The following is a 25044-nucleotide window of genomic DNA, read 5'->3' as shown; positions in this document are numbered from 1 at the left end:
TTGTCTCCGGGATTGTGACGGCCCGGGACGCTCTCTCTTTGCTCCTCCCGGGCTCGCCCTCACGGCCAAGCCCTTTTCCTCTTCTCTCCCCCCGCCGTCGCGCCGACGATCAGCGCCGTGACGCCGCCGCCGCCAATCCGTCAGAACGACGACGCCGATTTTTGTGATGACTTACTGCGCCGCGCAACGGCGTTCTCGCGACAGCGGGCGCGCCAGGCGATTGCGTAAGGCCGATCCGTCGGCGTCAACAGATCCAGAATGTCCTCGGGGCAGTCGCTCGCGCAGGGCCCCATAGCTTCGGTCATATCTTTGTAGCCGAAGATGAATCCTTCCGGATCACGCGGATTGTAGTAGGTGAGGCAGACGAGCGCGAAGACCGCGCGCGCCCCGCCGCTGTGCTGCTCGATGGCGGCGTAATAGGTGTCGCCAAGAAGGATGGAGCGCAGGACCTTCGATCGGCCTTCCGCATTCTCGAAGGTAAACTGCGCGTCGAGATAGTCACGCGGTCCTGCATGACCGCCGAGTGATTGCATATAGAGCCAGCCCATGGCGGCGCCTTTCAAAATCGAGGGAGGATGCGCGCGCGTGTCGCCGCGCGCGACGGTGTCGGGAAACGGAGATTGATGGGGCGACGAGCGCGCGTCTTGAGCGGACGCGACGAAACGTCAGCGTCGAAGCGCCAGGCGCGGAGGAAGGCGGGACGGCGCGCGCCATCCCGCCCGGAACATCATTCCGCGGCCGTGGCGTGCGGCTCCCCTTCCTCGGCGTCGAGCAAAGCCGCGTCGTCGTCATCGCCCAGGAAATCCGGCAAGGCGTCGCTTTCTTGCTTTTGGAGGATTGCCGCGTCAGCATCATCCGTTGTCGAGCCGCGAAGCGGCTCGGGCAACCAGCCTGTTCCCTGGAGCAGACGCTGGGCCTCGACCGCCATGTCGGATTTTTTCAGATGATCGATCATCTGCGCGGTCGCTTCGCCCTTGGCCTCGCGCACCGCCGCCAGAATCCGCGCCTTGGTCACCTTGCCGAAATAGCTCTCAACAGTCGGCGTCCAATGCGCGCTCATATCGAGCCCGACATGTTCGGCCATTCGATCGGCATGATCCAGCGCCTTTGAGCGGCGTTCGTGCGAAAGCTGCAGCGCGTTGACGCTCTGGCCGACGCAGAACGCGAAAAGCCCGGCTGTCGATTCGCGATCCGCTTTCACCAGCCAGTCCCAAAGATCGTCCGATTTCTTCGGCAGTCGCAACTGCCAATGGCCCTGCGCTTCATCATTCGCCCGCGCCGTAGCGCTATCGGCGAGGCCGGAAGCATAGCCGCCGAGCGGTGCGGATTTGGCGTCGACCTCGATGCAGCCGTCGAAGCGGCCGGAAGAGTAAAAACTCTTCAACGCCAGCGCGTGGGTCGCGGCAAGAAATGCCGCCTCCGGATCATTGGCGAGCGCAACGCGCAGCGCGAGCGTTCGGTGGGCGGTGAGATCGCTCATCAATCGGTCCGATAGTTTTGACGAGACTTCCGTCTCGTCCTGGTCGGCCGCGTCTCCATCGGGACTGCCGACCGCACCGTCGCCAGCGCGTTTTGGAGCGGCCACCGATCCCGTGGGCTCGCCGGCGGCCGGCGCGCCTGGGGGCTCCTCATCCTCGGGCCGGACAAAGCCGCGCTCGACCTTCTGAGCGCCATCATGGTCGATGCAGACAAATATTCCGGCGCGCGAGATTTCGGTCGGATCGTAGATTGCCGGTCGCTCGTCAACCGCCGCCATCTCCTTTTCGAGTTCCGCGAGCCGACGGTCGACCTCTTCTGGAAGATCTTCCGCGCCCTCATGTTCGTCCGACAACGCGTCATATTCGGCGAGCGCAACGTCGTAACGCGCCTGCTGTTCCTCCGAGACCGGCGCGTAGCTCGCCGGCAGCCGCCGCAGCCCATTCGTATGGCCATAGGGAAAATCGATCGCGATCTCCGACCATTTCCAGCCTTCGGCGCGAAGCGCGTCGGCCGCTTCCGCGAGTTTTTCCCGCGCAAGACGATCAAGCAGCGCCATATCCTGCAGCCAGCCACCATGATCCTGCTGAAAGAGATCACGAAGGATGACCCCGCCCGCCGCTTCATACCCCGCAACGCCGACGAAGACGGCGCGCTTGTCGCCTGCCTTCACAGCGCCCTCGGTCAGCATGCGCCGGATCGTATAAGGCTCCTTATTGTAGGACCGTTTGAGAGTCTCCCACACTTCCTCCTGCCGCGCATGGTCGTCGGTGACGCAAAAGGCCATGAGCTGCTCAAGACTCAATTCTTCGGCGACGTAGAGATCAAGCAGCTTCTCGCTCGCCGCCGCGAGTTTCAGTCTTTGCCGCACCACCGGCGCGCCGACGAAAAACCGCGCGGCGATCTCGTCAATCGTGACGCCCTGATCCTGGAGATTCTTGAACGCCCGAAACTGGTCGAGCGGATGCAACGCCTCGCGCATCGTGTTCTCGGCGAGCGAATCTTCTTCTTCGATGCCGTCGGTTTTCATGATGCAGGGTACGGCTGCGTTCTTCGCGAGGCGCTTCTGCTTGACGAGCAGTTTAAGCGCCACGAGACGTCGCCCGCCCGCGCTGACCGCGAATTGACCCGTTTCCGCGCCCTGGTCGTCCACGACAGGCCGCACGCTCAAGGACTGCAACAGTCCCCGCCGCGAAATATCCTCGGCCAGATCCTCGACGCTCACCCCCGCCGTGATCCGCCGCACATTCGCGTCGGACGCCACAAGCTTGTCGAGCGCGATATCCCGCGCCGCCGTCAAAACAATCTTCGCCATATCCCTGAACTCCGCGACGGATGGGCGAGAACCTCTCTCTCACCCTCTTCTCCGTCGAAAAGCCCAAAGGGCCCTCTCACTCTCGGGCTGCCGAGTCCTCGCCGCCGCACCCGGGCATGTTCAGCACATCGGCGCCGGCGCGCGCGTAAGCCTCGGCACCCTCGGCAAGTGGCGCATAGGACAGCGCGCGCCAGGGCGGCGGATCTGGCGGCTTACCGACCGCGATCATCGGACCGCGAAGCGCGAGGTCCGCGACTTTGCCGACATCGACCGTGCGGCTATCGATCACGGGCAAGCCCGCCGCGATCAGCGCGGCTTTGACTGGCTCGCAGTCATAACCACCGCTCAGCCATCCGGTCTCGTAATGCAATGAAAACCCGCCCCTCCCGATAAAGAGATGCCCGCCTTGGGTGGCGAGGGCCTTGGCGATCGTCTCACCGTAATTGTCGGTCATGAGCGAAATCTCCGCGACGAGCGCGCGGGAGCCTTTCTCTCGCTTTCTGTCCCGTCGTGAAGCGCGCTCACCGCTCTCGCTCTTCGCAAAAGCAGCGTGAAAGGCCCGGCGCGCGACCGGGGGCGGCATCCTGTCCTGCCTTCCGCGCTTGTCGAGCCACAGCCTTGCTTCGGATGCCGCGCCGCAAAGCGCAAGCAGGCAAAGTCTAATAAACTGGCAAAAATTCCCGAATTGCCCTTGGCAGCCGCGCGAGAATCTATGACAGTGCTGGGGCGGTGTCGTGATTTTTCCGGGGCAAAATGATCGGCGGCGAGCCAAAGTGGTCGCGTAAGGCGGGTAAAGCGGGGGGAACGGCTCAGGCGGATCGACGACGCCGGCTCATGGTCGTCACGATCGCTGATCGGCTCGAGTCGCCCTATCTCGCAAACCTCTCGAACCGCCTAATCGCCGAACAGGCGAAGAGCGGCTTGTCGAAGCCGGAATTCGCCGAATTCGTCGGCATGTCAGGGTCGCAATTTCGCTATGTGCGTCGCCGGCTCGGGAACCCGTCCATCACAATGTTGGCGGAAATTTCGAAAAAGCTTCGCGTCCCGCTCTACGAGTTGCTCGAAGCCAAGCCGGTTCGCGATCGTAAGAATCCCTCCGGGGCGAAAATGGTCGAGACGATGGGCGCCGTCGTAAACGAGCGCTTCCGCAATAGCGGCCTGACCAAACAGGAATTTGCAAAATTTCTGAACGTATCCCTGCCGCAGCTCTATCTCATCACCGATGGCGTATCGAACCCGTCCCTGCTCGTGCTCGTGGAACTCGCGGAACGATTGGACATCAGCTTGTGGGAATTGCTCGGCGTCGAGTCGCCACGCAAAGCGGCGAGAGGCGCCAAACGCGCGGCGACCCCGAAAACTTCGCGAGCTGCGCGGCTTCCATCTCAACGAGAAGCGTGAGGAAAGAGCGCAGAGGGACCATTTCCTCGTTTTTCGTTACCTGAGGAAGGCAACAATATGACGCTTAGCCGAAGTTCGGAACGTCCGGTATTGGGCATTTCGCCGGCTTGGCTTGTCCAGCGAGGATCGGGCTGAATGCAGAATGGCAGGTTTGGCTTGAACCACTTGGAGTCGTGAGCCGTGCGACCTCAGCATGTGCCGATTCATGCAAGATACAGCTACAGTTTCAAACCAGCGTTCGACCGCGTGATTGCTCGTTGCGAAATCCAATTAAGGAGCATCGGCGATCTCCCTTGCGTTTCCCAGGAGTCCCCGAGGGTGGCAACTGATGCCGTCCTCATCAGCCTTGACCCGACATAGCTCCGAAGCTATATACATTAAATATCAGACTTTACGACGCCCGTGAGGCGGAGTTTCTGGCTGTGGAGCATCGGAGTCAGACCGAACTACTCGCCATTGCGAAGCTGTTCGCCGAATTCGGTCTGCAGCTCGGTCGCCCATCGTCGACACGCTCAAAGGCTCGAAACAGGCCAAGAGAAAGGAGATGCATTCTCTGCTGCAGACGATGAATGTCGTGCAGCCTTCGCGTGCGATCCTGAGAGGAGCACGATCGAGGTCGCGACAAGTCGGCCAGTAGCCAGAGGCGCTTCTACAAGCAGCTTATCGCCAAGGCGGGCAGCTGGTTTTCCGACCATCTGGAAAACCTTAAATCCGTAAAGAAGGGGACGATCCTGTGGGAAGGAGCATCGATCAGGTCATAGCTTCCCTGCCCCGCGACCAGCAGGAGCAGATCGAAGCGCGCTATGACGAACTCCGGCAGGAGGTCGAAGGACTCCGCGGGCTGCGCCAGATCGCGGGCAAGGCCCAGGAAGATGTCGCGACCGCCCTGAACATCAAACAACCCTCCGTCTCCAAGATCGAAAACCAGGCGGATATGTATCTCTCGACGCTACGCAGCTATGTCGAAGCGATCGGTGGCAAACTCGAACTGACGGTGAAGCTGCCGGCCCGGCCGCCCGTACGGATCGAACATCTCGGCGTCCTAACTCAGCCGGCAGCGAAGCCAGCAGCAAGGCGAGCTGGTTCTCGGCGGAGGCTTGCTTGACGCCCGAGACAATCACTCGACTTCTGGCCTCAATGAACGCCGGCCGCCTTTTGGTGGTCTGCGGCGCCGGGCTGTCGATGGCGCCGCCCAGCAGCCTGCCGTCTGCCCGAACTGTCGCCGAGCGCTGCTTCGACAAATATCGTCTTGAATCAGACCCGAACTGCGAGCTTGCTCTACGGGAGAATCTTGAGGCTCTCGCCGAGCACTTCGCGGGCCTCAATGCCCTGCAATCGGTCTTCATCGAACATCTGGTGCCCTGGCCCGCCTTCGTGCGGCCTTCGAACACCGGGCATGCCGCAATAGCCGATTTTCTCATCATTCGCGCCGCCGTTGCCGGCATATCGAGCAACTACGACACGCTTATTGAGCGGCGGGCATGGGACTACGGCGCGGACTTCCGCGGTTCACTCGACGGCGACGAGGCTACCGCCGATGCAGTCCGTCAGGCGCCCCTGCTGAAATTCCACGGCTGCTCCCATCGCGACCGGCCGTCCACAGTCTGGGCACCTTCGCAGATCGACGATCCGATAATATCGGCTCGCATCGCTCGAAGCAAAGTATGGATGGCCGCCAACCTTCGGCAAAAGGACCTGCTCGTCGTCGGCTTCTGGTCGGACTGGGAATACCTCAACGCTGTGATCGGCGAAGCGCTGATTGACGTGCAGCCGCTGTCTGTAACGGTGGTCGATCTTTCGCCGCCGAATGCGCTCGAGCAGAAGGCTCCGCAGCTCTGGGAGATAGCGCACGCTCAGAACGTGACGTTCGAGCATGTCCAAGAGTCTGGGGCCGTGGCGCTCGACGAGCTTCGTCGCGCGTTCTCATCGAACTACCTTCGTCAGGTCCTGGACGCCGGGCGGGCTGCCTTCGAGCACGCCACCGGAGTTCAATGCGACCCGGCTTGGCTAGACGTCGGAAACTTCGACAGCGAGGCCCTTTATGGTCTGAGGCGGGATGCCGAGGGTGTCTCGGCGGCGGAGCCGGCCAAGCTGCTACGCCCGGCGAATCCGGAGGCCTTGGGCTTCTTCCACTTGCTGCTCCGTCAGGCGGGAGCAGTTCAACGCGCCGACGGTTACGAGCTCAACAGCCGGACCATTCGCGTCATAAACGGGGCGCAATCCGTCCTCGGGACGCTACGCGGAAAGTTCGTCGAGCCGCCTGCTGCGATGCAGTCCGACATTGTTGTCGCGGTCGGCGCAACCGACCTGGGAGTCCCCGACAACGTCGTCCGGAGCGGGCGCGCAGGCGATGTCATTCGTCCAGACCCGACGGGCAAGTGGTTCGATCTCCCTGCGGCAAGAGCGGTGTTGGGCATCTGATGGACATCTTGACGCAAGCAGAAATCCTCCTTCGGGACGCCCATTACGAAACCTGGACGTGGACTGGCTCGGCCGGCCCGGTGACCTGTTTGGAAAGCGCGGCGCTGATGGGATTCGTCCACGTCTTCGACACCGCAGATGCGCTCCTCACCACCTGGAAGGAGAACCAGCAGATCGCGCTCGCTCGGCACGCCGCTTCGTTGCGCGGTGCCGGAGCGAAGGCGTGGAACGTCTACTCGGTTTTTCTGACTCCGGATCAGGATGCGCGTCGAGGGCGCGAGATCGAGCGCATCGAAGAGGATTTTTCTTTGACCCGAAAGATCGCCCGGGCCTCGATTACCACAGCCGATGACGTTGAGAAGGCGCTTCTACCTCTGCTGTCCATGCGCTCCAAGCCGCTGCTCGGCGCGTCCAACTTCGAAACGAGATTGCGTACCAGGCTGAAGGACATTCCTGCCGATGCCGTTACCGCGTTCCTCAACGAAACCACGCCGGCGGAGGTCGCTCGCATTTTGGGAGCGACATCATGAGGCTCGATTTCATCGAAGTATGCGGCTTTCGTGGCTTCAGGGATCTCGTCCGGATCAACTTCGGACGGGGCTTCACCGTCATCACCGGCCGGAACGGCGTGGGCAAGAGCACCCTGTGCGATGCGGTCGAGTTCGCGATCACGGGCTCCATCGACAAATACGCCGTCGAGAAGGCGGCGAAGGAAAGCCTCAGCGATTACCTCTGGTGGCGCGGTGAAGGTGTTCCCAATGCCCATTACGTCACGGCCTCTTTCGTTGACGACGACGGGAAGCCATTCACCATCACGCGGACGCGGGAATCCGGCTCCGATCGCTCATCAGAGGAGATCCACGCCGCGCTCTGCCGCGGACCCGCGCCAGACGACGCGCTCAGGCAACTCACTCGGACCTCGATAATCCGCGACGAATGGATCGCTGCGCTCAGCCTGGACCTCACCGAAACGGAGCGATTCGATCTCGTGCGCTCGGCGCTCGGCGCATTGGAAGGCTCCGAAGCGGGTAGCAGAGCCAAGGAGGTCGTGGCGTCCGCCGAAGCCGCTCACTCTAAAGACGAGGCCGCCTATGAGGCCGCCCGTTTGCGCCTCGCGGACAGGCTAACGCAGCAGTCTGAGACACAAGCCTCCTTTAGCCGATCCGGGGATGTTTCTGCCGCGCTCCAGGTGATCGCCGCCGCGGCGCCGGATGCGCAGCCCGAGCTGACGGCGCGGCTGGTAGCAGGTCGAAACGCGCTCGTGAACGGACGGGCCCGATTGGGTCGAATGGGCGACGCGCTTCAACTCGGTCGCGAGGTCGCGTTTGCGCAGGCGGCCTTCAACGCCCCGGAGGCCGTTGCGAACCGGGAGGCCGCATCAGCGGCGAACGAAGCGGCGCAGCGCGAGCATCAGTCTGCGCAGCAAGCCGTCTCGGAAGCCGAACAGCGCCTCGTGCGCGAAGAAGAGATGGACGCGATCGCGGCGTCGCTGAGCCTTCTCGTCGAGCACGGTGAGCGCCTCGGGCTGCACGACGATCATTGCCCGCTATGCGCGGCCCACCGAACGTCGGACGAGTTTGCCGCCGGTCTGGCCGCTGCACGGCGACGGATTACATCACTGGCGTCGGGCGTTCAGGCCGCTCGCGATGCTCTCGCCACCGCGAAAGACAATGCGCGGCAACCCAGCCTCGCGTTCCAGGCAGCAGCTGCCTCCGTTCAAATTCATGCGGACGAGCTGCGCCGCCTGCGCGTCCAGGAAGCGGCGCATGTGGATTTCTACACTCAGTGGGGGCTCGATCACCGCTTGATCCATGATCCTGACGGGCTGGAGCAGGCGATTTCTCTCGAACGAGACCGGTTGATCGACCTTGAGCGTGCGCTCCTCGTGCTGGAGGCCTCACAAGCGGTGGCGCGGATGTCGTCGATCGAAAACAACATCTCGGCGCTGCGAGTTGAAATCGAGAAGCTGGCGCAGGCGGTCAGCCAGTCACAAAATGCCGTCACCGCAGCCCGCGAAATCGAACGCTCTGTCAAGCGCGTGAGCGCTGAGATCATCGACGAGCGGCTCGCTCAGATCAGTCCTCTGCTCAACGAACTCTATCAACGCCTGCGACCGCACGCCGACTGGCGAACGATCGACTACAGCATCCGCGGCGACGTCCGGCGTTTCCTCAGCCTCAAGGTGGGAGACGGCCTGAACCCGCAATTCGTCTTCAGCAGCGGCCAGCGCCGCGCAGCAGGTCTGGCCTTCCTTCTCTCGGTCCATCTTGCGCGGGCGTGGACACCACTCAGGTCCCTTCTGCTCGACGACCCCGTTCAGCACATCGATGATTTCAGGGCTCTTCACCTAGTCGAAGTGCTCGCCGCTCTCCGCTTGGACGGGCGCCAGATAATCTGCGCGGTCGAAGACCCCGCGCTGGCCGATCTGCTATGCCGGCGCTTGGTGAGCACCTCGACGGAGGGAGGCCGGCGTCTCGACATCGAACTTGGACTGCTCGGCACCACAAGCGTAGTCATCGACCAGGATATTCATCCGATGCCGGTCGGCGTTCTACGTGGTGTCGCCACCGCATGATGACCGAGACCGCGCAAATCGAACTTCCGGCGCCGCGCAAACGTCGAGCGCACGGCCCCTGGAGCGATCTGGCGCTCCACACGATCGGCTGGCGCGCGTTTCAGGATCTCTGCTCGCAGGTATGCGAGGTCATACTCGGCCGACCCGTGGAGATCTTCCGTGAAGCCCAGGACGGCGGCCAGGACGCGGTCTTCCTCATCCCCTCTGTAACAGACGCACCGCCCATCGGCACGGTCCAGTGCAAGCATACGTCCGATGCCATGAGGGCATTGAAGCTCAGCGATCTCACCACCGAGCTTGAGAATGTCGAGGAGCTGGTCAAAGCCGGTCAGGCTGACACCTACGCCTTCATGACGAACATGAGCGTAGATGCGCCTGTCGCGGCGGCGATGCGTGACAGGCTTCGGGCGCTCGGCGTGCGTAAGCCGCACATTCTCGGTCGCCAGTATATCGTCCGGGTCATCAGAACCAGCGCGCGCCTACGGGCTCTCGTTCCGCAGGTCTACGGCCTGGGGGACCTCACCTCAATCGTGGATGAGCGGCTAAGCGAGCAGAGTCGGGCGCTGCTTGACAGCTGGATTCCAAAGCTTCGCACGTATGTGCCGACAAAAGCCCATCGCGACGCCGTCAACGCCATTTCCAACCATGGCGTAGTGCTGCTGTTGGGCAATCCCTCAAGCGGCAAATCAGCGATCGGCGCGATCGTCTCGACAATCGCTTCTGAAAATCCGGATAACACCGTTCTCGCTTTGACCAGTCCCCGCGACTTCGAGGCCGGGTGGAATCCCAACGATCCGGGTCGCTTCTTCTGGATCGACGACGCCTTCGGCTCGAATGTGCTACGCGACGACTATGTACAGGACTGGGCGTCGGCATTCTCCAAGCTCCGGGCAGCGATCAAGCACGGCAACCGCTTTCTCCTAACCTCCCGCAAGCATATCTATGAAGCGGCGCGGCGTCGCCTCGGACAGCGCAACCTTGCCCAATTCGCTGATGGCAGCGCCGTAGTCGATGTCGGCGAACTGACGTTCGAAGAGAAGGCGCAGATTCTCTATAACCATGTGAATTTCGGCGAGCAGAGCCAGAGCTGGCGATCAAGTGTCAAGCCACACCTGGCCGCCGTCGCCGCCGTTCGTGACTTTCTTCCTGGGATTGCCGAACGCCTTGGTGACTCGAACTTCACCAAGGGGCTCTCGCCCCGCGAAAGTTCGCTCGTGCGTTTCATGGAAGAGCCAACAGAGCATCTGATCGATACGGTCAACGCCTTGGATGATCAGCTGCAAGCCGCGCTCATCCTGGTTTACGTCCATCAAGCCGGCTTCAATCCCAGGGACCATGATGTGTTGGCTGCCCAGGCGGTCGCGGAGCTGACCGGGTACACCCTGACTAAGATCCAGGATTGTTTCGCTGAGCTGAAGGGCTCGTTCCTGAAACTCTCCGGATCAAAATGGACCTTCGCCCATCCGACGATTTCCGACGCCCTGACAGAGATCCTCCGCCAGAAGCCGCATATGATGGCGGCGCTCATTCGGGGCGCGACGATCGACACCATTCTCAGCAGCTTTACGTGCGAGGGTTCGCCTCTCATTCGAGACGCGCTTGTCATCCCAACGATGCTCGACGATGCTCTGGTCGCCCGGCTCGGCCACACCCCCGATGAATGGCACCGCAATTGGATGCTATTCCACTTCCTGTCTTATCGAGCGAGCGGGCCCGTGTTCGCCAGAGCGGTCCAGCAATTTCCAAATTTACTTCGACGGTCCTGCTGGCAAACCGACCTCGCCGGCAACGATCCCCAGATCGCGGCCTACGCCCGAGCCCACCACCTCGGCATCTTACCGGACGATCTGCGCTCGGAGGCGGCCGACACCCTGGAATCCGCCGTGCTCACGAACCTAGATGCTTCCTTCTTCGACGAACCAGAGATGCTAGCGCTTGTACCGCCGCTGAGACTGGTCGGCATGGGGCTGGCACTGCGAACAACTGTGCTGCCTTCGCTCGAAGAGCGGATCGACGAGATCGTCGCCGACGCTGATTTGGACGAGGAGCCTGATAGCCACTTCAAGAAGCTTCTTGGCGTACTCGATCGCATTGAGGCGATCGGTGTCGACGCGGACGCCACAGCCCTGATCGACAACGCGCGCAATCAGGTGAAGCGGTCAGTCAAGGGACTGGAAGAGCGCAAGCGCGAGCAGGAGGAAGGCTCGGAAGATGAAGCGGATTGGACGCACATCGTGACGCAAAAGAAGGAAGAAGCTCCGGCTTCCACTCCGGTCGCCACGAAGCGCTCGGTGTTCGACGATGTCGACAAATAGTCGTGGAGATATCAAGCGATTGCACTCCAACCAGTCGGACTCGCCCTTGACCAACAGCGCGGACGCAAAGCGTCCCCTACGAGGTGCCGCCGCCGCTCAAGCAGGTTTCGACTATCAGCTCGACGTCTCAATCCTCGCTGCCTTGCAACTCCTCCTTATTTCCAAGGCGGCTACGCGCCTCGTGCTCGAACCAGCGAACGATGAGGATTTGGAAGCGGATCTGGAGCCCCACGTGCCAGGACGCCTACAACCCAGTGCGACCGTCGCAGGCGGGTACAAGCTTGTCGTCCAAGTCAAAATGGACAACGGTGAGCCTTGGTCGGTCGAGGATTTCGAAGCCCTGCTCAAGCACGGCTCCGACAAAAAGGGTGGGCGCCGAAAAGCACTACATCATCTCGACGAGCCGAACACCCGCTATCTGCTCGTCACCAATGCCGATGTAAAGGGCGCAGCGCGTGGACTGCGGGTCGAAGGCTTCGAAGAGCTCTCCGACAAGGCAAGCTTTCCTCCGAGCCTGTACGCCACATTGAAAGCGTCGCCCGAAGGCCGCGTCGCGATCTGGGGCAAGCTCACCGAGAAACAGCTCGCATCCGATATCCGAGCGCTAATGTCGGACCTGCTGCATGTTCCCAAAGTCGAGCAGCAAAATCTCATCCAAAAGCTGCGTCTCGAAGCCGGGCGGCGGACCCGAGGCAGCACGCCCGGTCTATGGACGAGCGATGACCTTCTCGCAACGGTGCGGGCGCACGGCGGGTTACTGGCCAGCTCCGCCAGCCTCGAGCATTTCGTGCCCCCTGCGAACTTCGACGAGATGCTCAAGATCCTGAACGACAAGAACGCAGTTGTCATTCGGGGGCCCTCGGGCACGGGCAAGACGCAGGCGGCGCTCAAGCTGTGCGATATAGCGCGACGGCGCGATGGTGCGTTGGAGGTTGTCACTGTTGGGGCGGACGATGCGCCGACTAGCGTACGCAAGGTCGTCAACAATGGACCGACACTCTTCTATGTCGATGATCCATGGGGCCAGTTTAGCTTACGCGGGGGCAGCGAGGCATGGACCGAGCAGCTGCCACGCCTCCTCTCCAAAGCTACGCCGGATCATCAGTTCGTCATCACGTCCCGCAGCGACATGATGCAGAGCGCCAAGGTCGGCGATAGTCTCAACGCGTGGTCCATCGAGCTGGATGCAGGCCATTACCGGGACGGTCAACTCCGCGACATTCATGACAGGCGCATGGACCAGCTACCGGCCGCTTTGCAGACCAAGGCGTACGCGTTTCGCAATAAGGTGCTCGACAGGCTTGGCACGCCGCTCGAGATCGAGCTGTACTTCGCGCATATGCAAACCGGCCCCGATGTCGGCGAAGAAGAAAATGCCTTCTTTCGCCGGCTGCTTGAGCTGGCGCAGCGCGATGCGGTGGAAGGTGTTGTCCTCAGAGCCCTATCGTCGATCGACACTTGCGGCACCTCAGCCATCGTTTGGGCGCTGCTGGCGGCACGCGGTCAGTTCGACCGCAGCCGACTCCACCCTCTTCAGCGCGCGCTACGCGGGCTTGATCGCGCGCTCGGCGACGGCCTAGACCGTCTGATCGACCGCATGGTCGCGGCCCGCCATTTGCGTCAGCCGGCCCGCACCATCGCCTTTGCTCATCCCAGCGTCCGACAAGGTTTTGAAGCCTTCGCTAGAGACAACTGGGGCCAGAGCGAGTTTGCGATCGAGACTCTGATCGCCGCGCTCGTTCAGCTGCCGTCAGCGCATCGCAGTTGGGGCATGGAAACCGCAGCCCGGATTTTTGAAGTGACGCGCTCGTTCGCTCGCCGAGAGGACGTTGATCAAGCCTTCGACATTGACTCCGGCAGCCAGAAAGCGATCGATGCCTGGCTGGACGAAAGCCTCATGGATTCGGCTTCCAAGTTCGCGCCTTTGCTGGAGCTGGCGTCGGAGGTGGGCAGCGATGCGTCCATACCGAGCCGCGTCGCGCGGTGGCTGTTGAAAGGAACGCAGCGGGGGGCTTCCTTCTTCGTCCGTAACTGGCAACCGCCGGTCTTCGACAATGCCTGGTACGACAGCGTGTCCGCGAGCCCGCTCGCAGCCAAAGTCGCCGAACGATTTATTCGTGAGGAGCTTGGCTTCGACCGAGGGAATTACGGATCGGGATTCGCCAAGCGGCTCGATCGCTTCGCACCCAACCTGACCGCTGCCTATCTCGACGCCGCGCGCCAGATGGTCGGCAACGGCTTCGAGCTTAATGCCGATGCCGTGGCAGCCGGCGCCGTGCGCGACCTAAATGGATTTGAGAGCGTCGTGCAGGCTGCGCTGGATGACCTCGCGAGCATCCACCGTCAGCACGTTCAGAGCGGCCGGGAGGAGTGGCGCGCGATTGAGGATGGCGAACGGGATCATGCCGTCGAAGAGGCCGCGCAGTCGAGCCATGAAGGCGACGGTTACACTTCCGGTGTCTTCATCGACGCCTATATCCGCCAGCTTCGCGCAGAGGGTCGCTGGTTGGTCCTCGCCAACCATCCGCGGGTCGCGGAGTTAGTCCGCGCCTGGTCGCAGGCGCTCGTGACGTCCCCCGGGCCGGTGGATGAAGACGAGCTTCTGGCTATTCTCGCGGCGGGCAAGGAGATGGATGACGAGCCAAATGTCTGGGCGGCGGTGCGAGAGCACTGGCGTGCAGCGCTGGAGCCTGCGCTTACCGCGCGCATCGGCCCTGTCCCCTCTGCGGTGCATCTGCGTGACGAGCTTGCGCTCACAGCGTTGAAAGTCGCACCAAATGCGCTGGTCGCCGCATTCCAGGAGAATGGCGAGCAGCCCGACCGGCAAGTCACGCTGCTCACTGCCATGCAGGGAGCTCGCCGGCGGCTTGGGAAAAACAGTCACGCCAAGCTGAGGCGCATCACTGGTGCACTTCCAAAGGAATTCGAGGAAATTTTCAAAGCCCTTCCCACCACGAAGCGGAAAGCTCGCCGGGTCAACGGTCCGGCGCTCGCGCTCCTGACGGGCTGTGCATCGCAACTCGATGCGGAGGTACTTGATCTCGTGGTGCCGGTCATCATCGAAAGCAGAGGCGACGCCTCGCCAGCGATTGCTCAATGGCTGACGATTGCCAGCCGCAAGGAGCATGCCGTCAGTGCGACCGAGGCGGCGATTGCAATTGGCGATACCACCCTCGTTCAAGCGGCGCTGCGGCATCAGCGCGCCGATGCGCGCCGTACGGCGCTACTTCATCTGGTGCCGACATTCCCGGATCCTTTGCCGCCGGCAATCCTCGAAATGGCATCCGATCCCGGTAGCCGCGTTCGCCGCGCTCTGGTCGCTCTGCTCGCAGAACGGCCGCATCCGGATCACCTCAAAACGCTGTTGGCTCTGATCCATGACACTTGGTCGAGCGCTGAACCGTACCACGACGAGCCCGAAAGCTTTGATATCGCCCAAGAAGCCGTCGTTGCCCTTGCCGCCAACGGTACCTTATCCGATGCGATCGGCGATACGCTTGTCGATCTTGCCGATACGACGGTAGACCGAACGCTCAGCCAATACGCCCTGATCGTCGCAGCAAATTGCTGCAGCGCCGGAATCCAGCAGAAGATCTCGAACCTCGTCAACATCCCGGAAGCGCGCTGGATCCGGCTCGACGCCCTTGATGCCTTGGCCGATGCAGGTTCCGTGGACCCGAGCATTGTCGCGCGTCTGACACCCGCGTTTCTACTGAGGTCGCCGGCAATCCTTGCGGCGCCAGCCGCTCATCTCGTCGGCGCCCATGCTCCCGCGGAAGATGCGCTTAAACTGTTTGAGCGAGTCGCCAGCTCGAACAAGCGACGCGCTCTGCTGCTCGTCGGGGCTAACGCCATGGCCAGGCGCGACAGCACGACTGCCGAGCGAATTCTCGATCTACTGGAACCCGGTCATCCGGGGCGTCAATTGTTCACTGCGGCCGGACCCCTTCCAGCGTCCATTCTGGGCGATCTTGGCAGCGTTCAAGTGCGAGAGGCTGTCCGAAAGCGGCTAGGGGATCGACTCGCCCACTCTTGATTCCAATTATTGTAAGGTCTGATTTTGAACGGTCCACTCGAAGCGTTTGACGACCGGTGTGGGGTTCGGAGCCGAACGCCCGCTAGCGGGCGACGAGCTAATTTCTGCTCTTGGCGCCAAGCAGCCGCTCATTCCTCAATGATGCGTTGCAAGGCTTTGCCCCGATCCGCTGCGACGGTCTTGTAAAGCTTGTCGAAGTCCTGACCCTCCGCAACGCAATGGAGGATTCGAACCGTAATTTCAGGATGCGCGGCGCGCAGTTCACGTGCGGCCTTGAGGCCGGGCGCATCGTTGTCGGCATAAATCGTGAGCCTCGTCACGTCGTTGGGCCAATTGACGACGCCGAAACGGTCGGCGCCAAGCGTCGCCCATACAGGCTCGCCGAATAGCAACTGCGCGGCCCATGCCTTCTCGAAACCCTCGGCGATCCCAAGCGAGGGAGTGGCCTGTGCGAGGCGGAGCATAGACGCGCCAAGCGGGCCGATTGTGCGCCGGGGAAATTCGACATCGGCTTTACGACGGCCGCCCGGATGCAAAAATGTGAGTTGAACGCCGACGATCTCGCGTGTCGGCTCCTGGGCGGCAGCGATCAGGCAGGGCAGGGCGCTTCGCGCCCGGCACCGATCGTAGCGATACGACGGCAGGAAGCGAATTGACGCCGGCGGCCTGGTCGGCAACCCGCGCTCGCGCAGGAAGCGTTCTCCGATCGTGCCCGGAACACTGAGCGCCGATCGCCAGAGACGACGCGCATACCCGCTGGTCGTTTTCGGCGTGCTCCGCTCACTGAGCGCGGGCCGATCGACGATTCCTCTGCGCGTATTGGGACAGAGCCCGTTAATGGCGGCAAATACATCGCGCGGATCGCAACCGGCGAAGCAATGCAGGATCACGCCCTTGTCGCCGTCATTGACGCTGAGCGAGGGACGCTTGTCGCCGCGCTGCTTGCCATGGGTCTTTACCGGGCAATGGCAGAGATAGCCGCGCCCCTCGCGTCGTCCTCCAAGGATTTGAGCGACGGCGTGAGCACTCCCAAGCATGGCTATTGCGGTCGGGCCGCGCGCGCCGCGTTCATCAGAATCGTGGACGGGTGCGGCAGATCGGACGCTGACCATAAGCCGCGCTTCGCTCTGGAGGCCTCACGCTCGGCGACGGCGTATTCAAATTTCGTCGGCTTACCAGCGGCGTCGGTCGCCGCGAAGGCAAAGCCCTGTGTGATTAGCACGGTGCCGAGGTCGAGTGTGTTGTTCCCAATATGGGCGGCGCAAACCGCGAAAATCATGGGCGGCTCGGCGGCCTGTGCAATCGCGGTACATCGGGGCTTCGCGTCGCGAACAAGCGCAGCGAGATAGGCGACCGACGCCTCCCCGCAATCGGTTAGTTTCTGCGCAGCATTTGTGAAAAACGTCCCGCGAATACAGCTCTGAACGCCATAGAGGCGGAAAGCCTGGCCGTTCGTGGACCAGCTGTCTCCCGTCTGAAAGGTGACGCCGGACTGCGGAAAGTCAAACACGGGGAGCGCAGGCGGTGTCTGCGTCTGTGCGCGGCCGACCGCGGGGAGCGCCATCGATGCGATGACGAGGGCGAGTCGTACTACGGTGCGCATGACTTTAATCAAGCCAGATTTGGGGGAAGTTGCACGGGCGCATTGCCCGGCATCGGCGGAATGACGCCGTTCGGCGTCGTGCCGTTGCCGGGGCACTCAGTGCCGCCATTGTTTCCGCCATTACCCGGTTTGCAGGTGGCGGCCGCCTGGTTGATCTTGCTCTGGATCGCGCCGCCCCAAGAGCAAATCGACTGGTTATTTCCGTCGAGGTTTGCGGAACCGTTCGCGAGGGTCGCATTTGTTGCCCGCACACCGCCATTGCCTGCAGTCGGACACGCGCCGCCGTGTGACTGCATCGACGCAATGTCGCTTTTGCAGATAAGCGGACCGAACTGAAAGCAAGCCATCAACATTCCTGATGTGACGCGAGTTCCGCCGATATTGCCGTTGTTGGCGAGCGTCTGATAACCGCCTTGCGTGTTCGAATTGCCGACCTGTTGCGCCCATATGCAAACCTGTTGCTGCATGGGGAGGTTCAGATATTGATCCGAGGAGATCCCGGTGCCGTTGAGATTACTCCGAGTAAGCTGCAGAACGCCGAAATTGTTGCCGTTCGACTCGCACGTGTTGCCTCCGGACTCCGCCATCGCCGCGCCGCCAAAGTTACAGGCGTTGTCCTTCAACACGTCGTTCGCGCTGTCGCACTTTTTGAGAGCGGAGGCGATATCGGAGGCTGAGTAATGGGAGTTCGAGCATCCCGATGCCAGAATGGCGTTGACCGGCGAGTTCCCCGCCGCGGCGAGCAAGGCGAACGTAATATAAGGCAAGCAGCGCATGTCGGTCCTCGCGAAACGGCCTATTCTAGATTGATGCGAATGGGCAGGGTGGTTTGCCGGCCGTCGGAAACATCGGTGAAGGTGAGCGCCCGCGTCGCGGGATCGAATGATGCGATCGTCATGTACCGTGATTGCGCATTCGTCTTGGTGCCCGTCGCGTCAGGTTGGAATGACACCACAAAATTGGGGACTTCTTGTATCAGTCGCGGCGTGCTCCCGCTTATTTCAGCGATCCGAGCCGGGCACGACAACGAATGTTCCAGACCTGTATTTACGCATTGATGATTGAGGACTGAAACCACATAAAAGCGCCTGTCGACCTTAAACTGAGTTTCGTATACGAGCCCCGTAAGCCCGATGTTCGCGTCCGGCGCAGCTGCTTGGAGATGCTTGCGGCCCGAAAGCAGCGCGGGCAGTTGATCGGACCAGATTCGTGTTTGCAAATTGCTCGTCGTTAGGCTGAAAGATTCCGCGACAAGGCGATGTGATTCGGGTTGCTGAGCGCCAGCGGTGAAGGGGATCAAAAACGCGATCACGCTTGCGGCAATCATGACGACCTCCTTCGCATAGCGAGCCAATGCGATGGATACGGCGTGACGGCGCGGCGGCGTCAAAGGCGCGAAGCGCCGACAGAAAATCCGAGCGTCCGCTTGTGGAGCCGGATTTTGTGATTGACGATCATAGCCGCCCGCTCGCGCCATCATCCGCATGGTCGATCGCGAGAGAATGGCGATGTGCTTCATGGCGTTGCTCCTTTTCATCAGCAGCTGACGGCGCGTTACCGCGTCTAATTCTCCGGGTGAAGCGGCACGGATTGAGCGCAGCGGTCGATCTCTTGATGCGACACAGTGTAGCGCAGGCGAATCGAGCGTGACGGAACATCATAAGCCGCGTAGGTGACAGTCGCGGTCGAGTCCTCCGCCGGCGCGCCTGGCGTCTTCTCGACAAAGCATGCGGCACCGTCGATGACGCTGTAGCTGTTGCTTTGAAACGTCACAAGACGCGATGGGCAAACCTTGATCCGGATACCTTGCGTCGGCGACGGATATTCATCCGTGCACAAGTAGGGCGTACTGAGCACGCTAAGGGCGACAAGTTTCGTCTGGAAATTGATCGAAAAATGCCACTCGCTGGCGCCGCGATTGCCAACAGCGATGCTCATATTGAGCAGCCCACCAGAATTGATGGGCGCCGACTTCTTGTTGCTCTCGTCGAGCCGGTCCTGCCAAAGCGAGGCGTATGATTCTGCTTCGCCCAGAGGAAAGAGAAGGTCCGAGTAAGCTACAGGACGCCACGCGCCGGGGTCGGACGTATAGGTCTGCGCGTGCGTGACCGATAAGCAACACGCGCCAAGGAACATTGCCGTTGTTGCAAAGTAGCGAACCGACGTCGAAGTCATTAGGGGTGCACCGATCGGGAGCGCTTGACAAGAGAAAACAAAGCTTTTGAAAGGCGATAGACAGCGCAAAGAAGCGCAAACGTCGGCAGGGCTATAAACAACGCAACGGCATTGCTGCGCAAGGGCGTCTGAACTTCCGGAAAGAAGACGGCGTTCGACAGATATTCGATCGGAAAGAGAACCCAGCCAATGACTTTTAAGGGCTGTGCATCGAGCCATGCCACAGCCGCAATTGCGGCGGCGATGGCGAGCGTGACGGCAATTCCGAACAAGCTGACGCCAGACATTTCCGCGTCGTAGTAGTGATTATTTTCGCCTTCATTTCTCATGAAACGCCCCGCCTGACTGGTTGTCGCGCGCGGTCGCGCAAGCGCCCGCCGCAACGACGCGCTCGAAAGCTTAATAGCGCACTTTTTTGGAGATTGCCATTTTATTAGATGCGCGTTACAGGAGGGGCGACTCCCGGGAGTTTCGCCATGCGGAAACTTTTGCTGCCTGCCCTCTGTTGCGTGTTCCCAGCGCTAAACGCCCACGCACAAGAGCACGGCGCGCGCATAAGCGCGCCGACCGCGGTGATCGCGAGGGCTGAAGGTGTTCATCAGGATGCGCCGACCAAAGTCGTGCCAGAGAGGTTCGGGCGGCTCGTCGCCGTTGACGCGGCGGCACAATCGGACATCCCCGTCGCTCAGCCTCCCGCCAAGATGCGTCAGCCGTCGATCGACGCGGCGCTGACCGGCGAGGGTGCTCTCCCTGAGCGCTGTGAAAGTGCGATGGACGACGCGAGCCTGCGCGATCTCGTCGCGCGCGAGGCGACAAGCGTCGGCGTCGATGGAAAACTAGCCCTCACGATTCTTTCGCTCGAATCCAATGACGGAGCGGACTTAAATTCACGCAAGGGCGCGCGCGGCCCCCTGCAGCTGATGCCGGACACAGCGGCCCAATATGGCGTTCACGACATATGCAATCCGGCCGAGAATGTGCATGGAGCGATGCTCTTCCTGAGAGATCTCAGCGCACAATTTGGCGGGAATTTGATGCTCATCGCCGCCGCTTATAACGCCGGGCCCGAGCGGGTCTACCAATCGCGCGGCGTGCCCGCGATTGCGGAGACGGTGCGCTACGTCGCGAACGCAACCAACAAGTATTACGGCCTTGAAGGAGTTTCGACGCGGCAATTCGGGGTCGTGACCAAACAATCCAGATTCCACGAGCCGACCGTTCAAGAAACTTCGGAGAAACCCAAGACTGACGTCAAAGGACAGCAATGGATTGGCGGCTCGGTGCTCTACGTCAGCAGCGATGATTAGGGAGAGCAGAAATGAAATTTGGGAATGGGCGCGATTGTCGATTGTTGAGTTTGATTATCTGCATTTTGATTTTTGCGGCAAGCGACGCGGCGCTGGCCTCATCCGCAACCTTTCAGCCACTCAACACCGCGCTGTCGAGCGTTCTCGATTTTATGACGGGGACCTTCGCTACCACAGCCGCAACGGTCGCCGTCGCGGCTGTCGGCTATCTCGCGCTCACATCGCGCATTCCGTGGGGATGGGCGTTTTCTGTCGTCATCGGCGTCGCGCTGATCTTCGGGGCAGCGCAGGTCGTCACGTCACTCACCGGCGGGATGGGGGGACGCTGATGGCCTTTAGAAGGCCCAAACTAGACCCTCTCGTTGGCGGCCTAACGCGGCCGCCTATGATGCTCGGCGTTCCCTATGTGCTGTTTGTTCTTGAATGCTGCGTTGTCGTGCTGATCTTCATCAACACGAAGAATCTGCTGATGTTCCTGCTGTTTCCGCCGATTCATGCCGTGGCCTATGTGCTCACGGTTCGGGACAATCGCTTTGTCGATGTGATCCTGACGCGCTTCGGCAAGTGCCCGATTACCCGCAATCACCGATTTTGGGGCGGCGACTCCTATCAGCCATAAGGTGGCGACGTGGCGAAACTCGCAAAGCACATTCTGCGGTCTCTAACGTTTGGCGCGATCGAGGCGAAAGAGGCCGCGATTGCGAAACATATTCCCTATCTGCGCCACATAGAGGAACAGATCGTCAAAACCAAAGACGGTCATTTCCTCATGGTCGTGCAAATCGGCGGCTTTTGCTTCCAGACGGCCGATCAAGCCGACATCGACATGCGGCTCTCTGCGCGCAACACGCTCCTGCGCGCGATGAACGATAGCCGCTTCGCCGTCTATTGCCACACGATACGCCGGGAGGTCGTCCCCGAAATCGGCGGCGCTTTCGACAACTGGTTCTGCCGGGAACTGGATCGCCGCTACATGGCGGGACAGGCAACAAAACGCATGTTTGTCAATGATCTCTATGTGACGATCATCCGGCGCGGCTTCGTCGGCAAGGTCGGTATGGCGGAGAGGGCCGCGACTCTCTTCCGCAAGGGCTTTGGCGTCGACACAAAGGAAATCGAGCGCGAGGCGATCCGCGAGCTGAAGGACACGACGGCGAACTATTGCCGGGAGATGGCGAGCTATGCGCCGCGCACCCTCGGCTGTGTGATGCGAAAAGGCGTCGTCTGCTCTGAAATCGCCGAGTTCCTGGCGATGCTTATCAATGGCGGCGCGCCGCTGAGCCTTGCGCTGCCGCGCATGCCGCTCGACGCCTATCTCCCGACAAAACGCGTCACCTTCGGCAAAAAGGCGATGGAGCTGCGTGGCGCGTCATCGGCCGATACGCGTTTCGGGGCCCTGCTCTCGGTACGTGAATATCCCGCATATACAGGGGCGGGGATGCTCGACGGACTGCTCCGCATTCCCCATGAGCTGATCGTGTCGCAATCCTTCGCGCTCGAGGATCGCGCGCCCGTCATGACGCATATTTCGAAGGTCGAGCGCCAGATCAAGGCTTCCGACGAAGCCGGAACGGAAGTCGAGGCCGCGATCACGATCGCCCGCAACGAGCTCGTCACAGGGGCGACGGTGCTTGGCTACCATCATCTGACGGTCTTGTCGCTCGGCCGCACGATCCGCGAGATGGAATCCTGCGTGCAGGCCGCGACGCAGGAGCTGCAGAATTTCGGGACGATCATCGTTCGCGAAGATATGAATGCTGAGCCGTGCTTTTGGGCGCAGTTACCGGGCAATTTCGGTTATATCGCGCGCCGCTCGCTGATTTCTTCGCGTAATTTCGTCGGCTTTGCGTCGCTTCACAATTTCGCGGTCGGTCAGAAGGACCGGAATCGTTGGGGCCCGGCGATCTCGGTCCTGGAGACGACGAGCCAGACGCCCTATTGGTTCAACTTCCATCGACGGCAGGTTGGCAATTTTACCGTCGTCGGCCCGACCGGCTCCGGCAAGACCGTCGGGCTCGGCTTTCTGCTCGCGCAAGCGATGCGTGTCACGCCGCGCCCGCGCGTCGCCTTCTTCGACAAGGATCGCGGCGCCGATCCGCTAATCCGGGCGATGGGCGGCTCCTATGACGTGCTGGCGCCGGGCGTGCCAACCGGCTTCAACCCGCTGCAACTGGCGGGGTCTGCCGAAGACCGCGCCTTTCTCCACGACTTGCTGAGCTTCATGGTCCGGCCACGCGATGGCTCGGACCTGTCAGCACTGCAAATCAAAATCATCGAACGCGCGGTCGACCAGATTTTCTCGATTCCCGCGCGCGAGCGCCGGTTTTCCGACGTTGCGCAATTGCTGCGCGGCGCGGAACGAATGGGGCAGGACGATCTCGCGTCGCGCTTCGACGTCTGGACCAAGGCGCGCGGCTGGCTGTTCAATAATGACGTCGATCGCTGGTCGGCCACAAACGGCGTCTTCGGCTTCGACATGACGAAAGTGCTCGAAGACGACGATATTCGCACCGCAGCGCTCGGCTACATTTTCCACCGCATTGAAGCGATGATGGATGGCGCGCCCATGATGCTGTTCATCGATGAGGGATGGAAAATCCTGACCGACGACAAGTTTGCGTCCTTTCTCAACGACAAGCTGAAAACCATCCGTAAGCTCAACGGCATTGTCGGATTCGGAACGCAGTCGGCGAAAGACATTATCCAGTCGCCCATGGGGCACACGCTGCTCGAACAAACGCCGACGAATATCTTCTTCCCGAATGCGAAGGCGGATCACGCGAGCTATGTCGAAGGCTTCAAGCTGTCGGAACGCGAATTCGAATGGGTTCTCAACACCCACCCCGACTCCCGTCAGTTTTTGATCAAGCATGACCAGGACTCGGTCATCGCGCGTCTCAATCTTTCGGACATGCCCGATTTTGTGAAAGTGCTCTCGGGCAATGTCGAAACGGTCGCCGAATGCGAGGAATTGCGCGCGCGGGTCGGGAATGATCCGCGCATCTGGGTGCCCATCTTCTGCGATTGGACCGAAGCCCGAAAGGAGGTCGCCGATGCGGCTTAGCCTTGGCGTCGCCGTGGCCGGCTTCTTGTGGGTCGCCACGGCGGGCGCGGTCGTGCCTGTGATCGATCCGCCACGCGAGGGGACGGAAAAGAGCATCGCGGACTGCATGAAGAAGGCGCGGGTCTATAAGGACCAGACGCTCGAGCCGTCTAAGGGGATCACAAAGAGTCACAATACGCCCGGTTCAGCGGCCGGCTCCGTGCCGCCTGCGGGCGGCGCTGATGTGTCGGGTTCGCGGGCAGACGCGTCCGGTGGTTCGCTCTCCAATATGGATCTGAGCAATCTAACGCCGGCGCAGCCGACAAGTGGGCCGGCCGCCTATACACCGCAGTCCCTGAATTTGAAGACGTCGGCGCAAACGGTTTCATCGCTGCAAAATATGGCGCCAGCGCTCGCCTCGAATACGTCGGAACAACGCTACGCGTCGCTGGCGATCGGCGCGCTGCCGCTCGCGCAAGGCGCATGGGACCAAAACAGCCAAGCGAGATCGAATAATGGCGCGCTTTGGAACCAGCTGATTATGGCCGGGCTTCTGACCACGCAACTCGTGAATCAGCGCAATGTCAATGTCACAGGCGGCAGCAGTTACGCCGCCAATATTTTTAGCTTCGACCCCGCACGGGCGACATTCGTCGACCCGCGTGTGTCGCCTCAATAGGGGAGTGCGATCATGAAGACTCTGCTTTTCATTTGCCTCGCATTAATAGCCGGCGCCGGCGCCGCCCATGCGCAAATGGCGGTGCATGACAATCCAACATTTCTGCAAGCGCAGCAAACAGCGTCGCATACGGCGCAGATCATGAACTCGAATGAGAAAATATTGAACACGGTGAATCAGACGCTCGCCGCCGTCACCGGAAACCGCTCAACCGGGTCGCTGTCCTCGATGGGCCTTGGCGGCGGCTTTCAAATGTCGAGCGTGCCGGAGCTGGGTTCGCTTCTTGGCGGCGGCGGCCTGTCGATGAACGGCCTCGGCTCCTATGGGGCGTTGGCGTCGGATATCATCAACGGGCTCAATCTTGTGAAAGCGCTCACTGGCGGCGCGTCCGCCGAGGCGCCGACCGACCAAGCCTATTCGGGCGCGGTCAACACATCCGCGGCGGTTACGGCGGCGGTGGCGGGCGGACAGGCGGCCTCCACCGCGCGTTCCTCGGCCTTCCAGGGCGCGCAAGGCCAAATCGGATCGTCCGCCGACATCAAGGCCTCGGTCGATCAAAACTCGCAGATACAAACGCAGACGGGGCTGACGATCAATGAGCTGATCGGCTCCGTGAACCTCACAAACGCGTCGCTCAATGCGCAGCAACAGCAGGATCTGGCGGCGCAGTCGAAACTCTCGAACATGATGTCGTTCGATGC

22 protein-coding genes are annotated in these 25044 nt (G+C 61.3%); 13 read left to right on the top strand and 9 right to left on the bottom strand.

What is annotated here, in order from left to right; genetic code table 11:
• Window positions 1-140: 140 nt before the first annotated feature.
• The 3 genes from HUN39_RS16295 to HUN39_RS16285 form a co-directional block, all read right to left on the bottom strand.
• Window positions 141-548: a hypothetical protein gene (locus tag HUN39_RS16295; RefSeq protein WP_175095519.1), complete on the bottom strand. Its 408-nt coding sequence runs from the start codon at window positions 546-548 to the stop codon at window positions 141-143.
• 179 nt (window positions 549-727) lie between these two features.
• Window positions 728-2791, bottom strand: a complete 2064-nt coding sequence (locus tag HUN39_RS16290; RefSeq protein WP_175095518.1) for a ParB/RepB/Spo0J family partition protein — start codon at window positions 2789-2791, stop codon at window positions 728-730.
• A 76-nt stretch (window positions 2792-2867) separates the two neighbouring features.
• Window positions 2868-3245, bottom strand: a complete 378-nt coding sequence (locus tag HUN39_RS16285; protein WP_109027276.1) for a hypothetical protein — start codon at window positions 3243-3245, stop codon at window positions 2868-2870.
• Window positions 3246-3625: 380 nt separating this feature from the next.
• Here HUN39_RS16285 and HUN39_RS16280 point away from each other — a divergent pair, with 380 nt between their 5' ends.
• From HUN39_RS16280 to HUN39_RS16250, 7 genes are all read left to right on the top strand, one after another.
• The gene (locus HUN39_RS16280) at window positions 3626-4189 is read left to right on the top strand and encodes a helix-turn-helix domain-containing protein (protein ID WP_158273669.1); all 564 of its coding nucleotides are present in this window, start codon (window positions 3626-3628) and stop codon (window positions 4187-4189) included.
• Between the two features lie 733 nt (window positions 4190-4922).
• Window positions 4923-5294 (top strand): XRE family transcriptional regulator, encoded by a 372-nt coding sequence (locus tag HUN39_RS16275; RefSeq protein WP_109027252.1) that lies wholly within the window; start codon window positions 4923-4925, stop codon window positions 5292-5294.
• Window positions 5291-6610: an SIR2 family protein gene (locus HUN39_RS16270; RefSeq protein WP_109027251.1), complete on the top strand. Its 1320-nt coding sequence runs from the start codon at window positions 5291-5293 to the stop codon at window positions 6608-6610. Before HUN39_RS16275 ends, HUN39_RS16270 begins: the two co-directional genes overlap by 4 nt.
• On the top strand, window positions 6610-7140 hold the full coding sequence (locus HUN39_RS16265) for a hypothetical protein (RefSeq protein ID WP_109027250.1): 531 nt from the start codon (window positions 6610-6612) through the stop codon (window positions 7138-7140). The genes HUN39_RS16270 and HUN39_RS16265 overlap by 1 nt, the downstream gene beginning before the upstream one ends.
• Window positions 7137-9185: an ATP-binding protein gene (locus tag HUN39_RS16260; protein WP_175095517.1), complete on the top strand. Its 2049-nt coding sequence runs from the start codon at window positions 7137-7139 to the stop codon at window positions 9183-9185. Before HUN39_RS16265 ends, HUN39_RS16260 begins: the two co-directional genes overlap by 4 nt.
• On the top strand, window positions 9182-11500 hold the full coding sequence (locus tag HUN39_RS16255; RefSeq protein WP_109027248.1) for an nSTAND3 domain-containing NTPase: 2319 nt from the start codon (window positions 9182-9184) through the stop codon (window positions 11498-11500). The genes HUN39_RS16260 and HUN39_RS16255 overlap by 4 nt, the downstream gene beginning before the upstream one ends.
• Window positions 11501-11546: 46 nt before the next feature.
• Window positions 11547-15536, top strand: a complete 3990-nt coding sequence (locus tag HUN39_RS16250; RefSeq protein ID WP_175095516.1) for an nSTAND3 domain-containing NTPase — start codon at window positions 11547-11549, stop codon at window positions 15534-15536.
• Window positions 15537-15664: 128 nt separating this feature from the next.
• Here the strand turns inward: HUN39_RS16250 and HUN39_RS16245 are convergent, their stop codons facing one another.
• Genes HUN39_RS16245 through HUN39_RS16220 form a run of 6 tightly spaced genes read right to left on the bottom strand, consistent with a single transcriptional unit; the run spans window position 15665 to window position 19643 of the window.
• Window positions 15665-16573: a DUF7146 domain-containing protein gene (locus HUN39_RS16245; RefSeq protein ID WP_175095515.1), complete on the bottom strand. Its 909-nt coding sequence runs from the start codon at window positions 16571-16573 to the stop codon at window positions 15665-15667.
• 2 nt (window positions 16574-16575) lie between these two features.
• Window positions 16576-17139 carry a thermonuclease family protein gene (locus HUN39_RS16240; RefSeq protein WP_146190125.1) on the bottom strand — a complete coding sequence of 188 codons (564 nt, stop codon included), beginning with the start codon at window positions 17137-17139 and terminating at the stop codon, window positions 16576-16578.
• Between the two features lie 8 nt (window positions 17140-17147).
• Window positions 17148-17915 carry a hypothetical protein gene (locus tag HUN39_RS16235; protein ID WP_175095514.1) on the bottom strand — a complete coding sequence of 256 codons (768 nt, stop codon included), beginning with the start codon at window positions 17913-17915 and terminating at the stop codon, window positions 17148-17150.
• Between the two features lie 20 nt (window positions 17916-17935).
• A complete protein-coding gene (locus HUN39_RS16230) occupies window positions 17936-18658 on the bottom strand; it encodes a hypothetical protein (RefSeq protein WP_109027244.1) in 723 nt (240 codons plus the stop codon).
• 44 nt (window positions 18659-18702) lie between these two features.
• Window positions 18703-19275 (bottom strand): hypothetical protein, encoded by a 573-nt coding sequence (locus tag HUN39_RS16225; protein WP_109027243.1) that lies wholly within the window; start codon window positions 19273-19275, stop codon window positions 18703-18705.
• 38 nt (window positions 19276-19313) lie between these two features.
• Window positions 19314-19643 carry a hypothetical protein gene (locus HUN39_RS16220; RefSeq protein ID WP_109027242.1) on the bottom strand — a complete coding sequence of 110 codons (330 nt, stop codon included), beginning with the start codon at window positions 19641-19643 and terminating at the stop codon, window positions 19314-19316.
• Window positions 19644-19790: 147 nt separating this feature from the next.
• On the opposite strand from HUN39_RS16220, the gene HUN39_RS19335 reads away from it, so the two are divergent.
• From HUN39_RS19335 to HUN39_RS16190, 6 genes are all read left to right on the top strand, one after another.
• The gene (locus HUN39_RS19335) at window positions 19791-20621 is read left to right on the top strand and encodes a lytic transglycosylase domain-containing protein (protein WP_232366158.1); all 831 of its coding nucleotides are present in this window, start codon (window positions 19791-19793) and stop codon (window positions 20619-20621) included.
• 11 nt (window positions 20622-20632) lie between these two features.
• Window positions 20633-20950 (top strand): TrbC/VirB2 family protein, encoded by a 318-nt coding sequence (locus HUN39_RS16210; RefSeq protein WP_175095513.1) that lies wholly within the window; start codon window positions 20633-20635, stop codon window positions 20948-20950.
• On the top strand, window positions 20950-21240 hold the full coding sequence (locus tag HUN39_RS16205) for a type IV secretion system protein VirB3 (protein WP_109027240.1): 291 nt from the start codon (window positions 20950-20952) through the stop codon (window positions 21238-21240). Before HUN39_RS16210 ends, HUN39_RS16205 begins: the two co-directional genes overlap by 1 nt.
• Before the next feature lie 9 nt (window positions 21241-21249).
• Window positions 21250-23685 (top strand): VirB4 family type IV secretion/conjugal transfer ATPase, encoded by a 2436-nt coding sequence (locus tag HUN39_RS16200; RefSeq protein WP_175095512.1) that lies wholly within the window; start codon window positions 21250-21252, stop codon window positions 23683-23685.
• Complete coding sequence (locus HUN39_RS16195) at window positions 23675-24343, top strand: hypothetical protein (RefSeq protein ID WP_175095511.1); 669 nt, start codon at window positions 23675-23677, stop codon at window positions 24341-24343. Before HUN39_RS16200 ends, HUN39_RS16195 begins: the two co-directional genes overlap by 11 nt.
• Window positions 24344-24355: 12 nt before the next feature.
• The coding region (locus HUN39_RS16190) for a type VI secretion protein (RefSeq protein WP_175095510.1) at window positions 24356-25044 on the top strand (689 nt) is incomplete at its 3' end.

It is taken from the genome of Methylocystis silviterrae, assembly GCF_013350005.1.
GTDB classification, from domain to species: domain Bacteria; phylum Pseudomonadota; class Alphaproteobacteria; order Rhizobiales; family Beijerinckiaceae; genus Methylocystis; species Methylocystis silviterrae.
The sequence above is the reverse complement of the archived record's forward strand: the minus strand, read 5'-3'. Positions and strand labels throughout refer to the sequence as shown.